The organism is Hungatella hominis, from assembly GCF_014288005.1.
Classification (GTDB): domain Bacteria; phylum Bacillota; class Clostridia; order Lachnospirales; family Lachnospiraceae; genus Hungatella; species Hungatella effluvii.
Genome location: NZ_JACOPB010000001.1, coordinates 107999 through 129656, shown reverse-complemented (window position 1 = coordinate 129656; position 21658 = coordinate 107999). Strand labels below are relative to the sequence as shown.

Sequence of the window (21658 nt, the reverse complement as noted above, 5' to 3'; positions counted from 1 at the left end):
GGATCTTATGTCAGAACGGAAAATGATAACACTGGCTACCCGGAAACAAATGGATATCTATATGAACCCGCAGCGTCAGCGCCTTCTAAAGGCCCTGGAGGTAAACGGTAAGCCCATGACCCCCAAGCAGCTGTCGAATGTCTTAAAGATATCGGCCTCTTCCGTCTCGCTCCATATCAGGAAGCTGGAGGAACTGGGCCTGCTGGAGCTGGACCACACGGAATCCATCCATGGAATCCAGGCGAAATACTACAAAAAGCTTCCGGTCTCCGTCTCCATAGGCGGGAATCTGGATGATGATTTAAGGGAAGAGCGCTTCTATCTGTCGGATTATATCATGACGGAACTCTGGAATGGTTTTAAAGACCGTCTAAAGCGGGCGAAAGATAAGTCTGATGTGATGACGACCGGAGATTTTTCCAGCGGAGTCGTCCATTTATCGAAAAAAGATGCGGAGGAGCTGTACCACTTAATCCTGGATTTCACCGATGCACACTCGGTTCCGGGCGAAGACACGATTCCCTGGGAATTTGGCCTGGTAGCATATCCCCACAGTCCAATTCCGGAAGAAAAGGAGGAGCAGCCATCATGAAACGAAGCCACATCCTGTTATTTGGGGCCAATGCCTTCGGTACCGGACTTCTCGCGCCGGTACTCTCCCTCGTGCTGTTAAGTCACGGCGCCACCCTGGAAAACCTGTCGCTGTGCATCGGAATCTTTGCCGTCATGGTCGTCGTGCTGGAACTCCCCAGCGGAATTATGGCGGATTTGATCGGAAGGAAACAAATTTTCTTACTGTCTGCCTGTTTCATGATGGCAAACTACGTCCTGCTTATGTTCAGCAGCCATTTCTTCATGCTGGCCGCCGCGTGTGCCATGCAGGGTATCGGCCGTGCTTTCAGCTCCGGCTCCATCGAGGCACTGGAGATCGAGGCGTATCTCCGGGAGCAGGAGGGCCGGAATCTGGAAAAGATCAACAGCACCATGGCTGTCATCGACAGTGTCGGCCTGGCTCTCGGATCCATTACCGGCGGTATCCTGGGATTTCTGGACGGCTCCTATAATCTTCTCTTGATCCTGGCTCTGGCCATACAGACGCTCATCCTGTTTCTGGCCGCCTGCTTTGTGAAGGAGCCTGCCCGTGAAAGGAGTCCCCTTTCCCCAGCACTCCAGTTTAAGGAGCAGCTCCGGGGCCTGTATCACTCCCTCCGAAACAGCCTTTCGGTCATCACCATTGTTCTGATGTCTGCCGCCTACGGGCTGCTTCTCTGTACCGTAGAAGTCTACTGGCAGCCGACGCTCAAGACATTTCTCCCTGAACAACTGGGATGGATCTTCGGTGTGGTCACCTGCCTGGGCTACTTAGGCGTCACCATCGGCAGTAAAGCGGCCGAGGCAGCCATGCAGTCCAAAAAAGCAGTGCTCACACCACAAAAGAGTTGGCGTACATACTGGTTCCTGCGTTTTCTTCTCGTGTTAAGCGTCGCCGCCCTGGGATTTACCCACCGGGTCTGGCTGTTTCTGGCCCTCTTCGTCCTGGTCTACATTGTGTTGGGCGCCGGGAATCTGATTGAAAATACAATCTTTCATGAGGCCGTCGGCAATGACCAGCGCGCAAGCATGATGTCGGTTCTCTCCCTGTCCCTGCGGGCTGGAGGGCTGGCCGCCTCCGTACTGGGAAGTCTGATCGTAAGCGGCCTTTCCCTGTCGTATGTCTGGCTTCTGTTCCCTCTGTTTTCAGCCCTCACCATTGGCGGAATCATGATTTTCCACTACCGGGCCGTAACGCGCTGCCACGCCGCCGAAGCTGGCTGTTAAACCTACATCACCCCGGTTTCCTCCAGCTTGCGCTCGAAGAAATCGTTCATCCTGATCACCTGTTTTCGCAGAACCACGCCCACAAACAGGGAGATGGGCAGATATAAGAGGACCTTTGCCATATCCTCACGGTAGGCATTTCCGTAGATACCGCCGACGCACTCCCTCATGGCATTAATGGCGTGTGTAAACGGCAGCATCGGATTGACCATACGGAAGAAATGCGGCGTCACCTCGATCGGGAAGGTACCCCCTGCCCCGGCCACCTGAATAACGAGCAGGACGACCGCCAGGGCCTTCCCCACATCGCCGAAGGAGATGGTGAGCGTGTAGATGATATTGACAAACACCACGCTCGCCAGAACCGCCGCCAGCACGAATTTCGCCGGCTCCAGGCACTGGATCTTCAGCAGGTAGAGGTCTCCCAGCGACACGATTAGCGCCTGCGCCACACCGAACACCATAAAGATGAAGTACCTTCCAAAGTATTTTTCATACGCCTTTCCGCCATGAATTTTCTCGTCCTCCACGACGCGGCATTTCAAAACAGCCACCAGGACCAGGCCGCCCACCCATATGGCGAGAATCGTGTAAAACGGAGTCATGGCCGAACCGTAATTTTCAATGGGATATATCTGATTCTCCTCCAGATTCACCGGGGATGACAGGAAATCCCCCATGGTCTCCGGATCATTTTTCATGATCTCCACAATCTTGGCCAGCCGCTCGCTCTCCTCCACGGATTCCACCTCATCGATGATGCGGTCCAGTTTTTCCTCACCGGCCGCGATCATGGACGCAGTCTGGTCCAGCGTCTCGATCAGACTGTCAAAGGAACCCGTGGTCTGAGTCAAGGTGCCGTCAATCTGCGGCAGAAGCCCGTTAATACCGACGGCGTAATCGGACGCGGCGGAAATGCTGTCATAAAGACTGTCCAGTCCTGCCGTCAGGGCCGGTTTCACCTGGCTGTGATACTGATCCGTAATCCGCGCCCCCTGATCCATCATCTCCTCCAGTGATTTCCTGATCTCCTGTCTGGCGTCCTCCGGAAGCTTCCCCGTCCTTAAGGCCGTGTCCTCCGCCGTCTCTATCATATGTATCATATTTTTCTGCCTGTCGATCTGGCTGGTAATCATATCGGACAGCACGCCCAGAACCTTTCCCGGTCCGGGAATCTTCTCCTTTAAATTGTTCACCAGATCATAAAGCTTCTGGTTCACATTCAGCAGTGTATTTAATACGTCAGAGGCCTTGTTTAATTCCCCTGCTGCCGCGTTCGTATCGCGGTCCCAGCGGTCAATGGCATCGCGGACCGAGCGGTCCACAGAGTCCATCAGGCCATCTTCGATGTCCAGCACATTTCCCACGCTGTCTGTCATGGTGTCGGACAAATCCTCTGAGGTGCGGATGAGACGGCTGGCCTCCGCTCCCGTGTCCTGCCCCGACTTAAGCAGCTCTTTGGAATCCGGAAGCATTGCCTGAACACTGCTTAAAAGACCTTTTCCTGCAGTCAGAGACGACTTTAATGCGCCGACCGAGCTGCCCATCAAAACCAGGTCATTTCTGGCATCCTTCATGGAGGACACCATCTCATCCGCCAGATCCTCCTTCTTCCCTTCCACCGTACCGTAGGTGACGTGAAATGCCTTTCCCAGAGCTTCAGAGGAAGCGCTGATCAGGGATTCATTCACCTGCTGCTGGATGGTGCTGACGCCCTTATCCGTTATTTTCGTGGCAATTGCATTTTTCTTTTCATTCACATAGTACTGAAGCGTCGGCTTCTGAACGTTCGATGTAAAGATGCTGGCCGTCTTCTCGCTGAAGTCCTCCGGAATGATGACACAGGCGTAATAACGGCCCGCCTTCACGCCCTCCACCGCCTGTTCCTCATCCACAAACTGCCATCCAATCTGATCATTTTCATGGAGATTGGAAATAATCATGTCACCGATATTTACGGTGGTGTCCAGCTGTTCGATCCGTGTCCCCTGATCCAGACTGGCCACAGCCACCCGGAGCCCCTTCGTATTACCGTAAGGATCCCAGTTCGCCGCGATGTTGAACCAGGCATACAGCGACGGCAGTATCATAATTCCCAGCGCTACGATAACCGCCACCGGATTTTTTCCTATGTTCTTTATATCTCTGAGAAATATGGCCCATATCTGCTTCATCTTTCCAAGCCTCCTTGTTTTGCCCTGAAGTGTGTTTAGAAGTGTGTTTATCTTTTTAAACGTAATGGATTATAGCGGTGTGGAAATTAAAAGTCAATAGGCAGATTGGGGGATGTGTCGTATTCCGTTACCATTCACGGACCAGACAGGGCAGACGGGGCCATGAATGGTAACCGTATTCCTGTTTCAGAAGAAAATCGCAGGAGAAAAAAAGAATCCCCGCCGCACATTCCGATCTGTGCAGCGGAGATTCTTTTCTCTGCTTTTTTCTCTGCTTTTTATTTCTGTTTATGTATCATTTTTCTTTTTATTCTATTCGTTCTAACGCTGTTTTTCTTCCGTAGTCACACCGTGAATCAGAGCGTGTTTGAAAAGTGCTCTAACGCATCATCATGAAAGGAAAATTCTGTCCGTTCATACCGCTGTTCTGATTTCCGCCGCAGCTCTGACTGTTGATGCAGTTCTGGTTGCCGGAGCAGCTCTGACCGAAGCCGCAGGATCCGTTGTCTGCACAACCCTGACCGTAGCCGCAGGATCCGTTGTCCGCACAGCCCTGGCCGTAACCGCAGGATCCGTTACCCGCTAAGTTCTGACCGAGACCGCAGCCCAAGCTGGTTCTGCTGCCCGTACCCGCGCCCAGCTGACTTAACATATTTGCCAAATTGCCGGTCTGTCCGCTGCAGTTAGTCATATAACTATTCATACCATTGCCGCCTCCAACTACCTGAAAGGTCGCTGCGTGAGCCGTCATCGGTACACTGGCGATACTCAGTGCGGTTGCTGCTGCCAGAACATATAATGGTAACTTTCTCATGATAAAGTCCTCCTTGTATATTACAAAATTGTTACATTTCTGTTACAAAGCGTATCATAACATACCAGTATTGCTTTATCACTAGGAGAAAAATGGCAATTACCCGCTTACTCTGCCAGCTCCAGTTCATCCATGGCGAGCTTTAAGGCTCCCATGATTCCCTGATTGTCATTCAGGCTTGGAAGAACGATGTAGCTGTCCAAATCCTCCAGTTCCTTTGTCTGGATATAGCCGTTTAGCTGGCGCTTCACTTCTTCTCTCACCAACGGCATCATGTGCTCCTGATGCATAACGCCTCCGCCCAGAATGATTCTCTGAGGAGACAGGATCACGATATAATCCACGATGGCCTGGCCGATGTAGAAGGCCTCCATCTCCCATACTTCCTTCCTGTCTGCAAGCTCGATTCCTTTCTTGCCCCAGCGCTCTTCAATGGCTGGTCCCGCAGCCAGTCCTTCCAGACAGTTTCTGTGATACGGGCATTTTCCCGCATACGTGTCGTCCGGATGCTTCGCTAAAAGCACATGGCCGCCTTCCGGATGAAGCATGCCGTGGAGCAGCTTTCCGTTGGAAATGATTCCGGCGCCCACTCCGGTTCCGATGGTAAAGTACACGCTGTTTTCCAGCCCCTTTGTGATGCCCCAGGTCGCCTCACCCAGCGCAGAACCATTCACATCCGTGTCGAAGCCAACCGGTACACCCAGCGCCTCCTGGAACGCGCCTACTATATTATAATTGGCCCATTTCAGCTTTGGTGTCGTGGTAATGTATCCGTAGGTCTCCGACTTTCTGTTTAAATCGATGGGACCGAAACAGCCGATTCCCAGCGCTTCGATCTCCTTGTCCTTAAAATATGCAATCAGCTTCGGCATCGTAATCTCCGGTGTCTCCGTCGGAATCGAAACCCGCTCAAAAATATCACCCTGTTCGTTGCCGATGGCGCAAACCATCTTAGTCCCGCCTGCCTCTAATGCTCCAAGTCTCATCTCATTACTCCTCCTGTCTGTATTCTTCCTTTATCTGAATCCCGATGTGCCGCAGCTTCCTACAGAGTCCCTGACTCCGGATTGGAACAGATCACCGACATCTTTCCTTCAAATCTCAATTCTCCAGCTCCTGCCGGAACGATAAAATGCTGTCCCGTTTCCAGCGGAATTCCGTTTACATAGCCTTTGCCGCTGATCACGCTGACATTGGCAAAAAACCGGCTGAATTCCCTGGTAAACACGCCGTCAATCTCATACTTGTCCACAGAATAGAACGGACACGTAATGAGGTGCGTGTGCACAGCCCCCGGTATTTTTTCCGTAAAGGTGTCACAGGAGGCCTCTTTAAACGGCGCCTCAATGGTCGCAATGCTCTGTTCCACGTGCAGCTGCCTCGGTTTTCCATCGGACAGTCTGTCATAGTCGTAGACACGGTATGTAATATCACTGCTCTGCTGGGTCTCCAGAATCAGAGTCCCGCCCTTGATGGCATGGACGCATCCCGGATTGATCTGGAAGAAGTCGCCCTTCTTCACCGGGACCTTGCGGATAAATTCGTCCCACTGATGGCCGCGGATCATGGCTTCCATCTCCTCATGGCTCCCTGCATGGTGGCCGATGACAATCTCCGTCCCCGGGTCACAGTCCAGAATATACCAGCACTCTGTCTTTCCCAGCGATCCGTCCTCATGAACCTTCGCATACTCGTCATCCGGATGAACCTGAATGCTTAAATCCGCCTTTGCATCAATAATCTTGACGAGAAGAGGGAACTGATCTCCCGGATAATTCCCGAAAAGCTCCGGTTTCTCTTCCCACAGGCTGCTCAGCAGCCGTCCGTCATACATACCGCCGGCGATCCGGCAGTCTCCATTCTTATGGGCGCTCACAGCCCAGCATTCGCCTGTCGTATCACTTGGAATCTCATAGCCGAACACGTCGCGAAGCTTCGTGCCTCCCCATATTGCTTCCTTGAACACAGGCTCCATAAACAGCAGTTCCATATGTTTTCCTCCTTATTATGACTCATTATACCACCCCTCAATGGTGTCTGTCATAGTACCATTTTACTCGAATAAAGGAAAAAGGGAAAGAGGAAATTTCAAATATCGTGAAGGAATTGCAACAGTTCAGACGGCTCATCTTCTTGACCGAAAAATCCGGTCAAGAAGCATCGGATTTCCATCCGATGTAAAAATCAGTGCAAAAACGGTCTTATAAGCAAGCTTAACGCCCGCCTTTGCACTGATTTTTCCGCCGTCTGAACTGTTACAAGAAATTGACAAATAAGGTACGCAGACCTCGGCGGGGCTGCGTACCTTATATTTGCACTTCATTTTCTCCTGCTTCCTGCAGTCTCTTACTTCCCGTAAACTTCAATCTGCGTCAGCGCCGGGAACGGAGACGGATCATCTGCCTTGATCAAATCGCTGAGTTTCAACCAGGTGATTCCCTTTTTCTCAATTCTGAACTCATGAGGCTTCACGCTCTTTTCCATATCCACCACTTCCGTGGTGCCGTCGGAAAAGGTAAACGTCGCCTTTACCCACCAGTTATCATGAGGGAAATCGGCTCTCGTAACGAGAACAATCCTGTCAAAATCCACGGGACGACCGAATTCCAGGGTCATCTCCGCATCATCCTGACGGTTAATTCCCCAGGACTCATACGGCCATTCACCGTGAGATTCGTTGGAAACCACGCCGTCAATGGCATTGCGCGCTGCAAACACCGCTTCGCCGCGTGTCTCCACATTCGCATACACATGGGGATAACATCCCGGATCGCCGTGCTGGTCCATCACGTTCTTTGCAAGATTGCGGTAAGCCGCGGTCTCATACGCCTCCGCTGTTCTCATGGTCAGATAGTGTTTCTCCCCGGCAAATGATTTTGGATTATAGGAAACCTTCTTCTCATCAAATGGGATCCCATAAACCACTTCCGGCTTCGTGATATAAACAAGCGCCTCATCCATGGTGTCATCCACACGAACCACGTAGTGCTGGTTCACTGCGTCTGTCGTAAATGTGATGGTATCTCCTTCGCCGTACGCGCCCTCGTAAACGAGAACGGCCCGTTCCTCACCGCAGACAGAGCTTTTTACCGCGCCATTTTCATCTTTTACGGTAATCGATACTTTCGCCATCGTCTATTCCTCCTGTTCAAAATAATCTTTATATTCCACATCAATCTGGTGTTTCATGCGTTTCATGCTGTAATAGAGATGTTCCTTCAGGGAACGCTCCAGCCCGGCAATATCCTTTTTCTCCAACAGTTCAAAGAGCTCCGTATGCTCCCGTATGATCCTGGTAAAATCCGTCTCTGTAACGAAATCCAGCATACGGAACCGGGTATAGTGAAGCTGCTGCGCCTGAATCATATCCCAGAGCTTCATCTTGTCCGTGGCCCGGAACCAGATAGCGTGCATCTCCGCATCCATGCGGTAGAACTGTTCCGGCTCGAATCCCTTCTCCTGAATGAGGGCCTGCTGCTTTCTGATCATGTAGCGGACCTCCTCCATCCACAGCGGAGTCGCAATGTCCACAAAATCCCGCATGACCATGGTCTCCACCGCCACGCGCATATAGATCATCTGTTTGATATTGTTCAAATTTAAAAGCGTTACCTGAGTGCCGGAATAGGGCACGGAAATGACAAACCCCTGCTCCTGCAGTCTTCTGACCGCTTCTCTCACAGGCGTCCTCGAAACGCCGAAACGCTCGCAGATCTCATTCTCACTGATCATCTGCCCCGGTTTCAGCTCCAGGTCCAGTATCTCCCGCTTTAACGTCTCAAAAACGAGCTCCCCGCGGTTTTTATAGGCTTTCGTCTTCTCTTCCATGGCACCTCTCCGTCATCATTTCTAAAAAACATGCCATGAGCTCTGCCGGAAACAGAATCATGGCATGAATATTCGTTCTTTTATAACCAGGCTTAAGTACACCGGGTGCTCATAGTATAGCATAACCTTTCTTTACGGTCAATTGCCGTCTATGCAGCATTACCGTTCCCGCCGGTCCCTGTTTCCAGTCATTTACTGCGGCTGCTTGCCGATATAAGCCAGGATACCGCCGTCTACGTAGAGAACGTGTCCATTGATGAAATCAGATGCATCGGAAGCTAAGAATACTGCCGGTGCAGCAAGGTCTTCCGCTTCTCCCCAGCGTCCTGCCGGTGTCTTGGAAATGATAAACTGGTCAAATGGATGTCTGGAGCCATCCGGCTGTGTCTCACGTAACGGAGCAGTCTGAGGAGTCGCTATGTAGCCAGGTCCAATGCCGTTACACTGAATGTTGAATTCACCGTATTCAGACGCAATATTCCTGGTCAGCATCTTTAAGCCGCCCTTTGCCGCCGCATAAGCGGATACAGTCTCACGTCCAAGTTCAGACATCATGGAGCAGATGTTGATGATCTTGCCGTGTCCCTTCTTGATCATAGACGGAATAACTGCCTTGGAAACGATAAATGGAGCATTTAAATCAACGTCAATCACCTGTCTGAACTGCTCAGCGGTCATATCGCACATCGGGATACGCTTGATAATACCGGCATTGTTCACAAGAATATCAATCACGCCGACTTCGCTCTCGATACGGGCTACCATCTCATTCACAGCAGCCTCATTGGTTACGTCACATACGTAGCCGTGAGCATCGATTCCCTCTTCTTTATAGGAAGCAATTCCCTTATCTACTAATTCCTGCTTGATATCGTTAAACACGATCGTTGCGCCGGCTGCAGCCATTCCCTTTGCCATTGCAAAACCAATTCCGTAGGAAGCACCTGTAATCAGTGCAACTTTTCCGTCCAGCGAAAACTTGTCTGTTAAGTAATCCATGTTCATGATTTGTTTCTCCTTTACTTATTTCTTTTTTGGTCTGGTCAGTTATTCCGTCATCCCGGTCTGTTTTTCTAAATGTATTCAAATCTTTTAATTTGTATACAACCTCAATGACTTGTATATAGACTAGCATAATGTATTCAGTTTTACAATGTGCAATATCACCAAACTATATTCCCTTTTTTTGTCATTATTTTTTCTTATTCGGATGATCGGCTCTTGAAAACCTGCGTGTGTTTGAAAATTGCTTTTCGTCAGCTGTAAGTCACACGTTGTGGGAAATTGAGTCCCAATGGAGGAGGTGCAGCGGGCTGCGCTGACTGTATAGGGGCTTAATATGCTGCGAAGCGGAGTGGGCAGCGGGTGGAATGGGTTTTCAGATATGCGCAGGGGAAACGCAGGAAAAAAGCTTCTATGAAACGGCTCATTTCTGCGTTTCATAAAAGCTTTTCTGTTTTTGGCTTTTGGCTTTTCTTTTTTCTTTTTACTGTTTACTGTTTACTGTTTAATGTTTCCACCGGCACTCAATGTGCCGGCGGATCTTATCGTGTCAACGAATATCCATTTTTACGAGGTGATTAGCGGCAGCCACATCCGCATCCGCCTTCAGCAGCGGTGCCAGGAGCCGTAATCGGCATTACGTTGTTATTATTGCCTGCCCAGAAGCCATCTCTGAAGCCGGTCTCATAACCTGCGTTAAAGCCTGCAGCATAGCCGCGGCGGAACTGGCAGTTAGCCCAGTCATTCGGTCTGCATGAGCAGGAATTATTATTGTTATTATTGTTATTTCCGCATCCACAGCTCCAGGAACCGCATCCACAATTACATCCACAATTTACATTACATCTATTATTACAACAACACATATGATTGATCTCCTTTAATTTATCAGGTTTGTACTATATCATATGCGAATATACCTTAGATGTGCATAATCGGAAAATTCACTGCTGCTTACAGGATAGCCAAAACTCAGACACGGAACATGATTCTGTTTTTGAACTCCTGTGCCTTCCCCTCGTTCCAGTCGTGAACCGGTCTGTAATAACCGGCAATTCTGCTGTAGACAGCGGCGCGCCCTCCGCATTTGGGACACACATTCTGCCTTCCCGGCAGATATCCGCAGGACTGGCAGATAGAGTAAATCGGCGACAGCGTATAATAAGGAATATCATGACCGGTCGTTATGTCGTGCAGCAGATCCCGCGCCTTCTTCCAGTCGTCAAACTCGCGTTCCATATAAACATGGAACACGGTTCCTGCCGTATAAAGCGGCTGGAGCTGATCCTGATTCGCCAGAGCATCTTCCAGGGAACCATCGTAGTCCGCAGGCAGCTTCGTACTGTTCGTATAATACGGTGCATCTCCTTCGTGCCCCGCCGTCTTGATACCAGGAAATTTTTCCTTATCCAGCATGGCGAAACGGTAGGTAGCCGACTCAGCCGGCGTCGCCTCAAGACCGTAGAGATCCCCGTATTCCAGCTGGTATCCCACGATCTTTTCCTTCATATGATTTAATATGGCAGCGGCAAACTGTCTCGTCTTCTCCGATTCCATGCCCTCTCCCAGCCACGGTGCATTCAGGCCGGCCTCATTCATCCCGATAATGCCGATGGACGAAAGATGGTTGCTGAAATCAGACAGATAGCAGGCCGTATATGGGTACAGGCCGTTCTTCAGTAAATTGGAGATCACCTCACGCTTCGTCCGCAGGGAACGCGCCGCCAGATCCATCATCTTATCCAGTTTCTCATAGAACTCCGCCTCGTTCTTCGACTGATACGCAATCCTCGGCAAATTGATCGTAACCACGCCGATCGATCCTGTATGTTCCCCATATCCGAAGAAACCGCCTGCTTTGCTGCGCAGCTCGTGTAAATCAGGAGTTACCCCATCATAGGAAATTCTCACATCTCCCGGTTTCAGTCCGCTGCGGACGTAATTCGTAAAATACGGCGTACCGTAATGGGAAGCCAGCGAAAACAATAGCCGGTTTCTCTCATTATCAGACCAGTCGAAGTCCGGAGTCAGCCCATAGGACGGGATTGGATACTGAAAACCGAGTCCGCTGGCATCACCCTCCAGCATAGTCTCCAGAAATGCCCGGTCCACCATATCCAGTTCCGCCTGGCACTCCCCATAGGTGAAATCCATCTCCTGTCCACCCACGATGGCCTTCTGCGATGCCATATCCTCCGGAACCATCAAATCCAGGGAAATATGGGAAAATGGTGCCTGAGTCCCCCATCTGCTGGGCGTATTTACGCCAAAGACAAATGCCTCCATACACTTTTTCACCCGGTCATACGAGAGGTTGTCCGCCTTAACAAAGGGCGCCAGATACGTATCAAAAGAAGAGAATGACTGGGAGGCCGCCCATTCATTCTGCATTATTCCCAGAAAATTGACCATCTGATTGCAGAGCGTGGCCAGATGCTTCGCCGGAGCCGCCGTAATCTTTCCTGTAATTCCGCCGAGCCCGTCCATCAGAAGCCTCTTTAAAGACCAGCCACAGCTGTAACCGGTCAGCATGGACAGGTCATGAATATGAAGATCACCACCCATATAAGCCTCGGAAATTTCCTTATCATAGATTTCCGTCAGCCAGTAATTAGTCGTAACCGCGCCTGAGTTATTTAAAATCAGACCGCCCACGGAGTATGTGACCGTAGAATTCTCCTTCACCCGCCAGTCTTCCACCTTCACATAGTTGTCCACCACATCTTTATAATCCAGCGTTGTCTTACCGAGATTCCTGATCTTCTCCCGCTGCTTCCTGTATAATATGTATGCCTTCGCCACGTCCGTATAGCCGGCTTCCTCCAGCACCTTCTCCACGCTGTCCTGAATATCCTCGACCGCAATCTGGTCGCCCTTCATCTTTTCCTGAAAATCAGACGTCACTCTGATCGACAGCAGTTCCACAATATCTTCCGTATAAAATTTCCCCGTCGCCTTAAACGCCTTCCTTATAGCTTCGGAGATCTTTTCCAGATGAAATTCTACGATTGCCCCATCACGTTTTACTACTAAAATCATGCCTGTCCCCTCTTTCCTTATGTCTCATTTGCTCTTACAATACTCTTACAAATATACCAGATTTCCTGTAAAGTCACAACATACAATAAGCTGAAATACTGTATACACAATATCTTGAGTAAATGTTTCAACTGCTATGGTGTTACTTGTCCCAATTCAAATGTACACATTTTTTTCATATTTTCATCAAAAATTCTTCACATATCTCATGTATAGTAATACATGTAACAGAGAAAAACCAAACAAAACTTTTTTTCATACTCTGGCCGGCAAGAATCCCCCTCTTGCCGGCCCCTCCCTTTTTATCAGCAATTATTCTTTACATCAAAGCTGGGATTAAAAGCATAAAAATTCTTACTGTCTAAATTATCCTGGGTAATCCGCAGCGCCTCACCGAATCTCTGGAAATGCACCACTTCTCTTTCCCTTAAGTAACGGATCGGGTCACAGACCTCCGGATCCGTCACTACACGCAGAATGTTATCATAGGTGCTCCGGGCCTTTTGTTCTGCCGCCATATCCTCTACCAGATCGGTGATCGGATCGCCTTTCGACTGAAACTCGCAGGCATTAAACGGAATTCCGCCCGCGGCCTGCGGCCATATACCCGTGGTGTGATCAATGTAATAAGGGCCAAAACCAGATTCCACAATCTGCTCCGGCGTTAAGTTCCTGGTGAGCTGATGAACAATCGTCGCTACAATCTCAAGGTGAGCGAGTTCCTCCGTTCCGATATCCGTGAGGAGTCCCTTGCACTCCTTATATGGCATGGCGTAGCGCTGGGATAAGTAGCGCATGGAAGCGCCCATTTCACCATCTGGTCCACCATACTGACTCATAATAAACGTCGCCATCTTAGGATTCGGTGTAGTAATATTTACCGGATACTGTAATCTCTTTTCATATCTCCACATCAGCCGCACTCTCCTTCCCAAGGCCACGGATTATTGACCCAGGTCCAGTAACTATCGGACCGGACTTCGTCAAACATCAGCGGGCCGCACTGAGCCTCATAGGCATCCATTGCCTGTTTCCGTAAATCTGATACATATTGGTAGTAATTCAGCGCATCCTGATCACTGGGATGAGTATCCAAATAGAGAATCACATCGTCCATAGCGAAGCTCGCCTCATAGACTGCCTGAAGCAAAGCACTGCAGTTCATATCGGTATTTGCCATTATCTGCACCTCCCCATGGAAAACGGTTTATCCAGATCCGGGAAAATTGTCCCTCTGCTCATTGCTTTTTCAACCGGATAGACCTGCTGCCAGCGCTGCCACGGAACGTATGCCATAGCCACTGGAAACTGATCGATATCACAGGATGAATTCATAGAACCGGAATTCGTCGGCATTTCTGGGCTAACGGCTGATTCACGGCCTGACATTACCTCCCGGCGAGCGACCGTACCTGAGTCCATCAGTGCATTCGACTGCGGCATTGCGCCACGGCTCATCGGCATTTCCGGCTGCATCATCGATCCGCGTCCCATCGGCATTTCCGGCTGCATCATTGATCCACGACCCATCGGCATTTCCGGCTGCATCATTGATCCACGACCCATCGGCATTTCCGGCTGCACCATCGATCCACGGCCCATTGATATCTCCGGCTGCATCATCGATCCGCGGCTCATTGGCATTTCCGGCTGTATCGCCGGCCCTGGTCCCATGGGCATATTCGGCTGCGTTGCAGATCCACGCCCCATTGGCATATTCGACGGCATCGCCGGCCCTGGTCCCATCGGCATCTCCGAACGCATGTTAGGTCCACATCCTGCCGGGATATTCGGCGGCATCGCCGGTCCTGGTCCCATCGGCATATTCGGCTGTGTCGCTCCTCCACGCCCCATTGACATTTCTGGCGGCATTACCGGCCCACGCCCCATTGGCATCTCCGGCGGCATTGCTGGCCCCGGGCCCATCGGCATATTCGGCTGCGTCGCTCCCCCGCGCCCCATCGGCATATTGGGCTGAGTTGCGCCTCCACGCCCCATCGGCATCTCCGGCGGCATCGCCGGTCCTGGCCCCATCGGCATATTCGGCTGTGTCGCCGAATCGTGGTGAACGGCCGGGCCAGATCCCAGAGGAAGATCCGGGCGTATCACCGGGCCTGGGCCCATTGGAACATCCTGACGTCCTTTAGCGCCCTGCGGCGCCTGGCAGCCAGGACATCTTTGTTTCGTATAACAATCCATAGGATGAAATACTCCTTTCAATATGATAAGTTTCTAATATCAATTTATGAAAGGAAGGCTTTCTTGTGCAGGGCCAACGCATATTTTTCCATTTTGTTCAAATTGCGATCCGTGGCAGGGGCACTCGTAGCGCCCGTCCATCCGATTGTATACAAGCCTGCAGCCCAGATGAGGACACCGGGGAACCTTTGGCATAGCGCCACTCATAAGCCCGGCCGCAGAATAACCGGCATGGGAAAGAAATGTGGACGCCGCCGCTTTTGGCCTGAACCGCTGCGGAGTAAATACCTCGTCGTACGGCGTCCTTCTTCCCATAATCTGCGCTGTCACGATCCTGGCCGCGGCCATTGCCGTTGTCATGCCCCATTTTCCAAATCCCGTTGCCACGTACCAGTCCGCAAGCACGCCGGAGAAATGGCCGATGTAAGGCACACTGTCCACACTCATACAGTCTTCCGCCGACCATCTTCCGTATTCCTCCGTGTCCGGATAAAAATGTTCTCTCAACCGCCGCATCTCTTCGTAAGGATTCTTTTTGGGACACTTTCCAGTCCGATGGCTTCCATGGCCCAAAAGAAGCGTATCCCCCGCGCTCCGGAAGGAATAGGAGTTTTTATCAATCCCCAGATACATTCCCTCCAGCTCCTTTACAGGCCCCAGCGCCATCACGTAACTCTTTTCCTGATACATCCGCAGAAAGTAAAAGCCCGGTATATTTACAAATGGAAAATGACACGCAAATACAATGTGACCCGCCTTCACCACACCTCTGTTCGTAATGATCTCATGCCCCTTCACCTCACGGACATTCGTCCGCTCATAGACTGTTAAATCCCCGGAGAGCGCTTCGATGAACTCCAGTGGGTGAAACTGTGCCTGATCTGCAAAACGCACCGCCCCGTGAACCGGAAACGGAAGCTCCGTCTCCCGGACAAAGGAAGCCGGTATGCCGCATCGTGCAGCACAGTCCGCCTCCTGCCTCAGAATTTCCGACTCATTAACCGAAAATAAATAGGCATCCTTCTTCTCAAAATGACATGCAATGCGGTATCTGTCAATTAACTTCTCATAATCCCGAATAGCCTGCTGGTTCGCCATGGCGTAAGCGGCGGCATGCTTCTCCCCCATGGTGTTTACAAGCTTTTGGTAAATGAGGTTATGCTGGGATGTAATCTTCGCGGTCGTATATCCCGACTGGCCGCTTCCGATCCGGTTGGCCTCCAGCACAATCACTTCTTTTCCCTGTTCCTTCAGATAATGGGCCGCCAGAATACCAAAGAGTCCTGCTCCGATTACTGCAACCTCTGTTTTCTTATTACCGGGAAGCGGATTTCTTCCAGGTATTTTCGTTGTCTGTGTCCAGATTGATTTCATATTTTCACCTCACGGTTATCATTCCCCGATATCCTGAAATTTACTTCTTCCTTTTCTTCTTCACCGGTATTTCTATTGACAAAACCAGAACGTTTTGATATAGTTCTAAAAAGAACAGTTCATTTTAAAACTATTTGTAACTGTTACTCTATCAGTCAAATACTCCGTTCCAAGCGGCAGGGTATTTGACCCACGCGGCAGTCGCCAAATACTCGAGCTAACAGCCATATGTCCATGCTAATAGCCATATACCTATGCTAACAGCCATATGCTCGTTCTTACAAGCCCGGCCCCCGGCTGGCTGCTCGCGGAAATCCACAGAAAAAGAGGTGAATCATATGGAGACACGCGATATTTTATCCGGAGCAAAGACCTTTCACAAGATTTACAATCAGGTCATTCAGACCGCGGCCGCACGGCACCATTTATCGCTGATGGATGCCGACATCATTCTGTTTCTCTACAATAATCCGGATTACGACACAGCAAAGGACATCTCTTATTTCCGCATGCTGGCGAAATCAGGGGTATCCGCTTCCGTGGAGTCGCTGACGGGTCTGGGATACTTAGAGAGTCACGAGGACACCGCCGACCGCAGAAAAATTCATTTAAAGCTGACAGATGCCGCCGCCCCTGTCGCCCGGGATTTAAAACGGACACAGGAAGATTTCTTCGAACGGCTGAACCGCGGGATTTCAGAGGAAGAACGGCATATGTTCTCGGATCTATTAAAACGGATGATGGATAATCTAAAACAAACGTAATCAACTCCCCCGCAGCAAGCAACAGAGTATTTACCCCCTCACAGCAGTCGCCAAAAGCTCATGCCTCCATCGCACATAGCTCGTTGCCCGCGGGAATAAACAAGAAAACAAGAGAAAAGAAGGTCTTACCATGTTAGTAAAAATCATTGTATGTCTGTTTGCAGGCCTCGGAGCCGGCTTCGGCACAGGCTTTGCCGGAATGAGCGCGGCGGCCGTCATCAGCCCCATGCTCATCACATTTTTAGGAGTCCCTGCTTATCAGGCGATCGGCATCGCTCTGGCCAGCGATGTTCTCGCCAGCGCCGTATCGGCCTACACCTACGGAAAACACAAAAACCTCGATATTCGAAACGGTATCGTGATGATGGCCGCTGTCTTAATCTTCACCCTGATTGGAAGCTACATCTCATCCCTGGTTCCCAATCACGCCATGGGGAACGCATCCGTCTTCCTCACCATGCTTCTGGGCATTAAATTCATAGTGAGACCGGTCCTCACAACCAAAGACGCACAGGAATCCAAGACCATAAGGCAAAAGCTGATCCAGTCCATACTGAGCGGCATTGTGGTCGGTTTCATCTGTGGATTTATCGGCGCAGGCGGCGGTATGATGATGCTTCTGCTACTGACAAGCGTACTGGGATATGAATTAAAGACCGCTGTCGGAACCAGCGTATTTATCATGACGTTCACGGCTTTGACCGGCTCCCTCTCCCATTTTGCCATCGGCGGCATGCCGGATCTGTTCCTGCTTGTACTCTGTATCGTGTTTACCTTCCTGTTTGCCCGAATCGCCGCCGTTTTCGCAAACAAAGCAGATCCGAAACTTTTAAACCGGTTGACCGGCGTGATTCTGTTTCTGCTGGGAGCTGTCATGCTTCTCGTAAAGTAGGTTCAATATTTACCGAAATCTTCCTTGATTTCACGCCTGTTTTATACTACAATAAAGTTAATAATTGCAAAAACAGGAGGCAGACCACATGAGTTGGTTTCAAAAGAAGACAATCCCCACTCCGTCACCGGTAGAATCCGAGCCCGTGATCACTGAAAGGGCGGAAGAAAGCAAGTTGGAACGTGACGCATGCTACCGGCACCTGTCGGAAGTCATGGATACACCCTCAGACCGTGGAGTTGTATTAAAAGTATACATAGAGAATTTCAAGCGATTAAATCAGGTATTCGGTTACGATTACTGTGAGAACCTTTTAAGCCAGATTCTGGCCTATTTAAAAGAAAAGACAGGAAAACCTGTTTATCACTACATCGGCGTGGAATACATCATAATCCTCGACCAGTATTCACAGGGACAGGCATCCGATCTTGCAGAAGAGATCGCCGAACAGTTTGATCACGCCTGGAAAGTGAACGGAACGGACTGCCTCTGTTCCGTTCAGATGGGTATGTGTTCCTATCCGGGACACGCTGCGATACCGGACGAGCTGTTAAAATGTCTCGACCTGGCAGTCTTAAGAGCAGAAGAAGGCGGACCGAACCAGGCCATTATGTTCGACAGTACGCTTCAGAAGCAGCTGCTTCGCCGCCATACCATCGCGTTATACTTAAAGACCGCCATTGAAAAAGAAGAGATTGAGGTCCGTTACCGCCCTACACTTAATATGGAAACCGGAAAGTTCAGCCGCGCAGAGTTTTATATGCGCATCTTCATCAAGGGGCTGGGACTCATTGGAGCCAGCGAGGTTCTTCCGATCGCTGAAGACTCCGGCCAGATCCGCTCCCTCGAATATTTCGCCCTGGATAAAGTGGGCCAATGTATCGCAAAGCTCACCGAGGCCGGCAGGGAATTCGATTCCATCGCTCTCCCGATATCTTCTATCCTCTTTTTGCAGGAAGATTTTCTGGATGAGGTCAGACGCGTCATCGATACTTACCAGATCCCCAAAGGCAAGCTTGCCATCGAGATCCAGGAAAGCGCCCTGACCACAGCATACTTAAACATTAACATCATGCTGCAGGAACTGTCCGACATGGGCGTAGAGCTGGTGTTAAACGAATTCGGTTCCGGATATTCCGGCGTAGCCACAATCCTGGAGCTTCCGGTCAACACGCTGAAGCTGGAGCGTTTATTCGTATGGCAGCTGGAGACGAACCCGAAGTCACGCTGCGTGATCGAGGGACTGATCCACATCGCCAAGGACCTGGATTTAAATATCATCGCAGAAGGTGTGGAAACCGAGAATCAGGTAAATATCCTGACGAACGCAGGATGCGACTACCAGCAGGGTTTTTACTACTCCCCGACTCTGGAGCAGGACACGCTGCTTAAAGTGATCGACAATACCTTTGCCGACTCCATCTCTCTGCTAAACGAAGAGAAAGAAAAAATGACAAGAGCATAAACACAACAAAAAAACGCCTGCCGCCGGGAAACACCAGTTACAGAAGTAACCGTTCCCGCCGACAGGCGTTTTAAACAAATCCTTGCTTCCTATCCGTGATTTCTTTTCACAATTCCTATCCCAGCACCAGCCGTGCCTTATCTCCCGCGTTCCGACAGGCCTGTGCCGCCTGACTGCATTCCTGGGACTTATCGTAGTAATAGCGAATAATATCCTTTCTGGTGATGATTCCGATGAAGTTCTTCTGGTCATCTACCACCGGAACAAAGTTCTGGTTCAGCGCCTTGTCGATTAAATCTTCCATGTTGGAGTTTGCATATACCGGACGGTTGTCCAGTCTCCGGTCGATCGCCGCCACGGTTACGCGCTCGGCCTCCTTTAAGCTTAAATTAAACTTATTCTTGATTCCCCAGAGCATATCGCCCTCTGTGATGGTTCCAATGTATCTTCCCGTTCTGCTGATAATCGGTACCGCGGAGTACTTGTGATACTCCATCTTCTCAAGGGCCTGCCGCAGAGTCTCGTCCTCATAAATATATGCTACTTCACACTTTGGTGTTAAAAAAAACAATATGTTCATAGCCGCACTCCCGTCACATTATTTTCGTCTTTATTATAGCATATTACCTTAGTTCACATATGAACAAATTATTATTTTTTTATAACATTTTAGTAGTAACAGTTCAGACCGCGACAGCCAGAAGCGAGGGCTGAACTGTTACTTTTAGTAGCCCAGATCCTCGTTGATAAACACGACTTCTGCCTCCATACCGTTACAGGGGCGATCCTGGATGACGGTTGCTCTGCAGATGCGTTCCGGACTGTCGCAGTCGTAGCAGCGGTCCCCTCCATTCGCCGCACAGGGCGTCTTCCGGTTCAGACGCAGCGCATTTTTCGGCGCCGCCACGTTCTTTGCACGCAAGAGTGCACTGTGCATATCGGGCGAAATCTTATTTCTGCCTACCAGATAGTACACCTTCTGAGGCCCGTAGATCGTCATGGAAACACGGTTGCCGGTCCCGTCGATATTGACTATCTCTCCGGTCTCGGATACCCCGTTGGCACTGCAGATATAGACCTCTGCCTGCTTCGCCTTCTTAAGCGTCTCTGCCCCTGGTTCCAGCCAGTGCCAGGTCAGCGCACACTCCCCCTCCAGAATCTCATTCAGTTTTATCTCCTGCAGCGTCACACTGCCTCCCAGCGCCACCGCCTTCCCCTTCACCATCTCTTTTATGTAGGAAGCCGCTTCCTCCCCTGTCTCGAAATATGACGTATGAAATCCATGCTTTTCAAAATTCTTCTTCAGTATATCGTAATTCATTATTTTTCTCCTTTCCTGACGGCCACACATAAAAATACCGCTCACAAACCTCATTTATATTATACCACATCCCCATCTCCATTTACACAAAAAAACAGAACAGAAAACTTCAATAAGCCTTCTGCCCTGCCTTCTTTTCTTCACCGTATGGTACAGTCCGGTCCGCACGCTCTCACTGCATGTAATCCAGCGGATCTACCGGCTGATTCTCGTGCTCCAGCTCGAAGTATAAGTTCGCGCCTTCAATTGAATAATATTTCGTAGGTTCGGCCACATAGCCCAGAACGTCGCCCTGAGCGACATATTCATTTTCCACTACCTGCAGTTCCTTTAACTGGCCGCAGACAGCCGTATAGTCATTTCCCATATTAAGAATGACGTAATTACCCAGTTCTTCATTAGAACCGATCTCCTGGATTTTTGCGTTTGCAGGTGCTACGACCGGTGTGCTCACGGCGCCCTGAATGACGATGCCCGGATTACATTTATACTGATCAAGAGTCGGGAAATAGATGGTGGACTCCATGCTGTAATCCAGAATGACATTTCCTGATACCGGCCATGCCATCTTTGTTGCATCGTTAAAATTGAGGACAAGCGCTGCGGCTGCCTCCTTTTCCGCTCCGGCCTTAACCGCCGGGTTTTTAGCTTCTGTCTCTGCTTTCGCTGTAGCCTTGGCGGAATCAGCAACCTGTGTATCCGCATCCAGATTCTGCTCAGCGTTGGAATCACCGGCAACTGCTACCTGGTTTTCCTGTGGTATCGTCTCTTCTGCAATGACACCCTTCTGGTCCGGAACTTCAAGATATGGACTCTGGCCGTCATTGTTTCCTCTTTGAATGGTAATGACTCCTGCCGCAGCAACTATAGTCAGCAGGCCTAAAACCAACAGGACAAGGAATACTTTATCCTTGAACAATTGACTCATTTTCTCTTTCACGTTTATCACCTCGGTAATATTCTTACCA

22 protein-coding genes are annotated in these 21658 nt (G+C 50.2%); 5 read left to right on the top strand and 17 right to left on the bottom strand.

What is annotated here, in order from left to right; translation table 11 throughout:
* Positions 1-7 precede the first annotated feature (7 nt).
* Positions 8-592, top strand: a complete 585-nt coding sequence (locus H8S75_RS00585; protein ID WP_187018509.1) for a winged helix-turn-helix domain-containing protein — start codon at positions 8-10, stop codon at positions 590-592.
* Positions 589-1818 (top strand): MFS transporter, encoded by a 1230-nt coding sequence (locus H8S75_RS00580; RefSeq protein WP_187018507.1) that lies wholly within the window; start codon positions 589-591, stop codon positions 1816-1818. Before H8S75_RS00585 ends, H8S75_RS00580 begins: the two co-directional genes overlap by 4 nt.
* Positions 1819-1820: 2 nt before the next feature.
* On the opposite strand, the gene H8S75_RS00575 is transcribed toward H8S75_RS00580, so the two are convergent.
* The 14 genes from H8S75_RS00575 to H8S75_RS00515 all read right to left on the bottom strand — a co-directional run bounded on the left by H8S75_RS00575 (position 1821) and on the right by H8S75_RS00515 (position 16248).
* A complete protein-coding gene (locus H8S75_RS00575) occupies positions 1821-3992 on the bottom strand; it encodes a YhgE/Pip domain-containing protein (RefSeq protein WP_187018505.1) in 2172 nt (723 codons plus the stop codon).
* 379 nt (positions 3993-4371) lie between these two features.
* Positions 4372-4806: a surface protein gene (locus H8S75_RS00570; RefSeq protein ID WP_187018504.1), complete on the bottom strand. Its 435-nt coding sequence runs from the start codon at positions 4804-4806 to the stop codon at positions 4372-4374.
* A gap of 107 nt (positions 4807-4913) precedes the next feature.
* Positions 4914-5792, bottom strand: coding sequence for an ROK family protein (locus tag H8S75_RS00565; RefSeq protein WP_187018502.1), 879 nt, complete (start codon positions 5790-5792; stop codon positions 4914-4916).
* Between the two features lie 59 nt (positions 5793-5851).
* Positions 5852-6796 carry a mannose-6-phosphate isomerase, class I gene (gene manA / locus H8S75_RS00560; RefSeq protein WP_002603018.1) on the bottom strand — a complete coding sequence of 315 codons (945 nt, stop codon included), beginning with the start codon at positions 6794-6796 and terminating at the stop codon, positions 5852-5854.
* Between the two features lie 135 nt (positions 6797-6931).
* Positions 6932-7129 (bottom strand): hypothetical protein, encoded by a 198-nt coding sequence (locus H8S75_RS00555; RefSeq protein ID WP_187018500.1) that lies wholly within the window; start codon positions 7127-7129, stop codon positions 6932-6934.
* A gap of 23 nt (positions 7130-7152) precedes the next feature.
* The gene (locus tag H8S75_RS00550) at positions 7153-7938 is read right to left on the bottom strand and encodes a carbohydrate-binding protein (protein WP_187018498.1); all 786 of its coding nucleotides are present in this window, start codon (positions 7936-7938) and stop codon (positions 7153-7155) included.
* Between the two features lie 3 nt (positions 7939-7941).
* The gene (locus H8S75_RS00545) at positions 7942-8634 is read right to left on the bottom strand and encodes a GntR family transcriptional regulator (protein WP_187018497.1); all 693 of its coding nucleotides are present in this window, start codon (positions 8632-8634) and stop codon (positions 7942-7944) included.
* Positions 8635-8826: 192 nt separating this feature from the next.
* Positions 8827-9633, bottom strand: coding sequence for a gluconate 5-dehydrogenase (locus tag H8S75_RS00540; protein ID WP_055658310.1), 807 nt, complete (start codon positions 9631-9633; stop codon positions 8827-8829).
* A 129-nt stretch (positions 9634-9762) separates the two neighbouring features.
* Positions 9763-10077: a DUF6783 domain-containing protein gene (locus H8S75_RS33230; RefSeq protein ID WP_349768841.1), complete on the bottom strand. Its 315-nt coding sequence runs from the start codon at positions 10075-10077 to the stop codon at positions 9763-9765.
* Between the two features lie 531 nt (positions 10078-10608).
* Complete coding sequence (locus H8S75_RS00535; RefSeq protein ID WP_187018495.1) at positions 10609-12675, bottom strand: ribonucleoside triphosphate reductase; 2067 nt, start codon at positions 12673-12675, stop codon at positions 10609-10611.
* Positions 12676-12980: 305 nt separating this feature from the next.
* Positions 12981-13589, bottom strand: coding sequence for a manganese catalase family protein (locus H8S75_RS00530; RefSeq protein ID WP_187018493.1), 609 nt, complete (start codon positions 13587-13589; stop codon positions 12981-12983).
* A complete protein-coding gene (locus tag H8S75_RS00525) occupies positions 13589-13855 on the bottom strand; it encodes a spore coat protein CotJB (protein WP_187018491.1) in 267 nt (88 codons plus the stop codon). The genes H8S75_RS00530 and H8S75_RS00525 overlap by 1 nt, the downstream gene beginning before the upstream one ends.
* Positions 13855-14874: a spore coat associated protein CotJA gene (locus H8S75_RS32530; RefSeq protein ID WP_243270139.1), complete on the bottom strand. Its 1020-nt coding sequence runs from the start codon at positions 14872-14874 to the stop codon at positions 13855-13857. Before H8S75_RS32530 ends, H8S75_RS00525 begins: the two co-directional genes overlap by 1 nt.
* A 39-nt stretch (positions 14875-14913) precedes the next feature.
* The gene (locus H8S75_RS00515; protein WP_187018489.1) at positions 14914-16248 is read right to left on the bottom strand and encodes an FAD-dependent oxidoreductase; all 1335 of its coding nucleotides are present in this window, start codon (positions 16246-16248) and stop codon (positions 14914-14916) included.
* A gap of 338 nt (positions 16249-16586) precedes the next feature.
* Here H8S75_RS00515 and H8S75_RS00510 point away from each other — a divergent pair, with 338 nt between their 5' ends.
* From H8S75_RS00510 to H8S75_RS00500, 3 genes are all read left to right on the top strand, one after another.
* Positions 16587-17012 carry a MarR family winged helix-turn-helix transcriptional regulator gene (locus H8S75_RS00510; protein ID WP_187018488.1) on the top strand — a complete coding sequence of 142 codons (426 nt, stop codon included), beginning with the start codon at positions 16587-16589 and terminating at the stop codon, positions 17010-17012.
* 130 nt (positions 17013-17142) lie between these two features.
* On the top strand, positions 17143-17904 hold the full coding sequence (locus tag H8S75_RS00505) for a sulfite exporter TauE/SafE family protein (protein ID WP_187018486.1): 762 nt from the start codon (positions 17143-17145) through the stop codon (positions 17902-17904).
* A gap of 88 nt (positions 17905-17992) precedes the next feature.
* Entirely contained in the window at positions 17993-19369 is a 1377-nt protein-coding gene (locus H8S75_RS00500; RefSeq protein ID WP_187018484.1) for a bifunctional diguanylate cyclase/phosphodiesterase, read from the top strand.
* 115 nt (positions 19370-19484) lie between these two features.
* Here H8S75_RS00500 and H8S75_RS00495 read toward each other — a convergent pair whose 3' ends face one another.
* The 3 genes from H8S75_RS00495 to H8S75_RS00485 all read right to left on the bottom strand — a co-directional run bounded on the left by H8S75_RS00495 (position 19485) and on the right by H8S75_RS00485 (position 21630).
* On the bottom strand, positions 19485-19949 hold the full coding sequence (locus H8S75_RS00495; RefSeq protein ID WP_187018483.1) for a CBS domain-containing protein: 465 nt from the start codon (positions 19947-19949) through the stop codon (positions 19485-19487).
* Positions 19950-20093: 144 nt separating this feature from the next.
* Complete coding sequence (locus tag H8S75_RS00490; RefSeq protein WP_187018481.1) at positions 20094-20690, bottom strand: lactate utilization protein; 597 nt, start codon at positions 20688-20690, stop codon at positions 20094-20096.
* Positions 20691-20862: 172 nt separating this feature from the next.
* Positions 20863-21630 (bottom strand): peptidoglycan DD-metalloendopeptidase family protein, encoded by a 768-nt coding sequence (locus tag H8S75_RS00485; RefSeq protein ID WP_187018479.1) that lies wholly within the window; start codon positions 21628-21630, stop codon positions 20863-20865.
* Positions 21631-21658 lie beyond the last annotated feature (28 nt).

Bases quoted from the DNA above. Each gene is read 5' to 3' on its own strand.
- H8S75_RS00500 (WP_187018484.1), top strand. From the start codon at position 17,993: ATGAGTTGGTTTCAAAAGAAGACAATCCCCACTCCGTCACCGGTAGAA.
- H8S75_RS32530 (WP_243270139.1), bottom strand. From the start codon at position 14,874: ATGGATTGTTATACGAAACAAAGATGTCCTGGCTGCCAGGCGCCGCAG.
- H8S75_RS00530 (WP_187018493.1), bottom strand. From the start codon at position 13,589: ATGTGGAGATATGAAAAGAGATTACAGTATCCGGTAAATATTACTACA.
- H8S75_RS00550 (WP_187018498.1), bottom strand. From the start codon at position 7,938: ATGGCGAAAGTATCGATTACCGTAAAAGATGAAAATGGCGCGGTAAAA.
- H8S75_RS00570 (WP_187018504.1), bottom strand. From the start codon at position 4,806: ATGAGAAAGTTACCATTATATGTTCTGGCAGCAGCAACCGCACTGAGT.
- H8S75_RS00495 (WP_187018483.1), bottom strand. From the start codon at position 19,949: ATGAACATATTGTTTTTTTTAACACCAAAGTGTGAAGTAGCATATATT.
- manA (WP_002603018.1), bottom strand. From the start codon at position 6,796: ATGGAACTGCTGTTTATGGAGCCTGTGTTCAAGGAAGCAATATGGGGA.
- H8S75_RS00565 (WP_187018502.1), bottom strand. From the start codon at position 5,792: ATGAGACTTGGAGCATTAGAGGCAGGCGGGACTAAGATGGTTTGCGCC.
- H8S75_RS00535 (WP_187018495.1), bottom strand. From the start codon at position 12,675: ATGATTTTAGTAGTAAAACGTGATGGGGCAATCGTAGAATTTCATCTG.
- H8S75_RS00580 (WP_187018507.1), top strand. From the start codon at position 589: ATGAAACGAAGCCACATCCTGTTATTTGGGGCCAATGCCTTCGGTACC.
- H8S75_RS33230 (WP_349768841.1), bottom strand. From the start codon at position 10,077: ATGAAACGCAGAAATGAGCCGTTTCATAGAAGCTTTTTTCCTGCGTTT.
- H8S75_RS00545 (WP_187018497.1), bottom strand. From the start codon at position 8,634: ATGGAAGAGAAGACGAAAGCCTATAAAAACCGCGGGGAGCTCGTTTTT.
- H8S75_RS00555 (WP_187018500.1), bottom strand. From the start codon at position 7,129: ATGAAGTGCAAATATAAGGTACGCAGCCCCGCCGAGGTCTGCGTACCT.
- H8S75_RS00490 (WP_187018481.1), bottom strand. From the start codon at position 20,690: ATGAATTACGATATACTGAAGAAGAATTTTGAAAAGCATGGATTTCAT.
- H8S75_RS00505 (WP_187018486.1), top strand. From the start codon at position 17,143: ATGTTAGTAAAAATCATTGTATGTCTGTTTGCAGGCCTCGGAGCCGGC.
- H8S75_RS00585 (WP_187018509.1), top strand. From the start codon at position 8: ATGTCAGAACGGAAAATGATAACACTGGCTACCCGGAAACAAATGGAT.
- H8S75_RS00510 (WP_187018488.1), top strand. From the start codon at position 16,587: ATGGAGACACGCGATATTTTATCCGGAGCAAAGACCTTTCACAAGATT.
- H8S75_RS00525 (WP_187018491.1), bottom strand. From the start codon at position 13,855: ATGGCAAATACCGATATGAACTGCAGTGCTTTGCTTCAGGCAGTCTAT.
- H8S75_RS00575 (WP_187018505.1), bottom strand. From the start codon at position 3,992: ATGAAGCAGATATGGGCCATATTTCTCAGAGATATAAAGAACATAGGA.
- H8S75_RS00540 (WP_055658310.1), bottom strand. From the start codon at position 9,633: ATGGATTACTTAACAGACAAGTTTTCGCTGGACGGAAAAGTTGCACTG.
- H8S75_RS00515 (WP_187018489.1), bottom strand. From the start codon at position 16,248: ATGAAATCAATCTGGACACAGACAACGAAAATACCTGGAAGAAATCCG.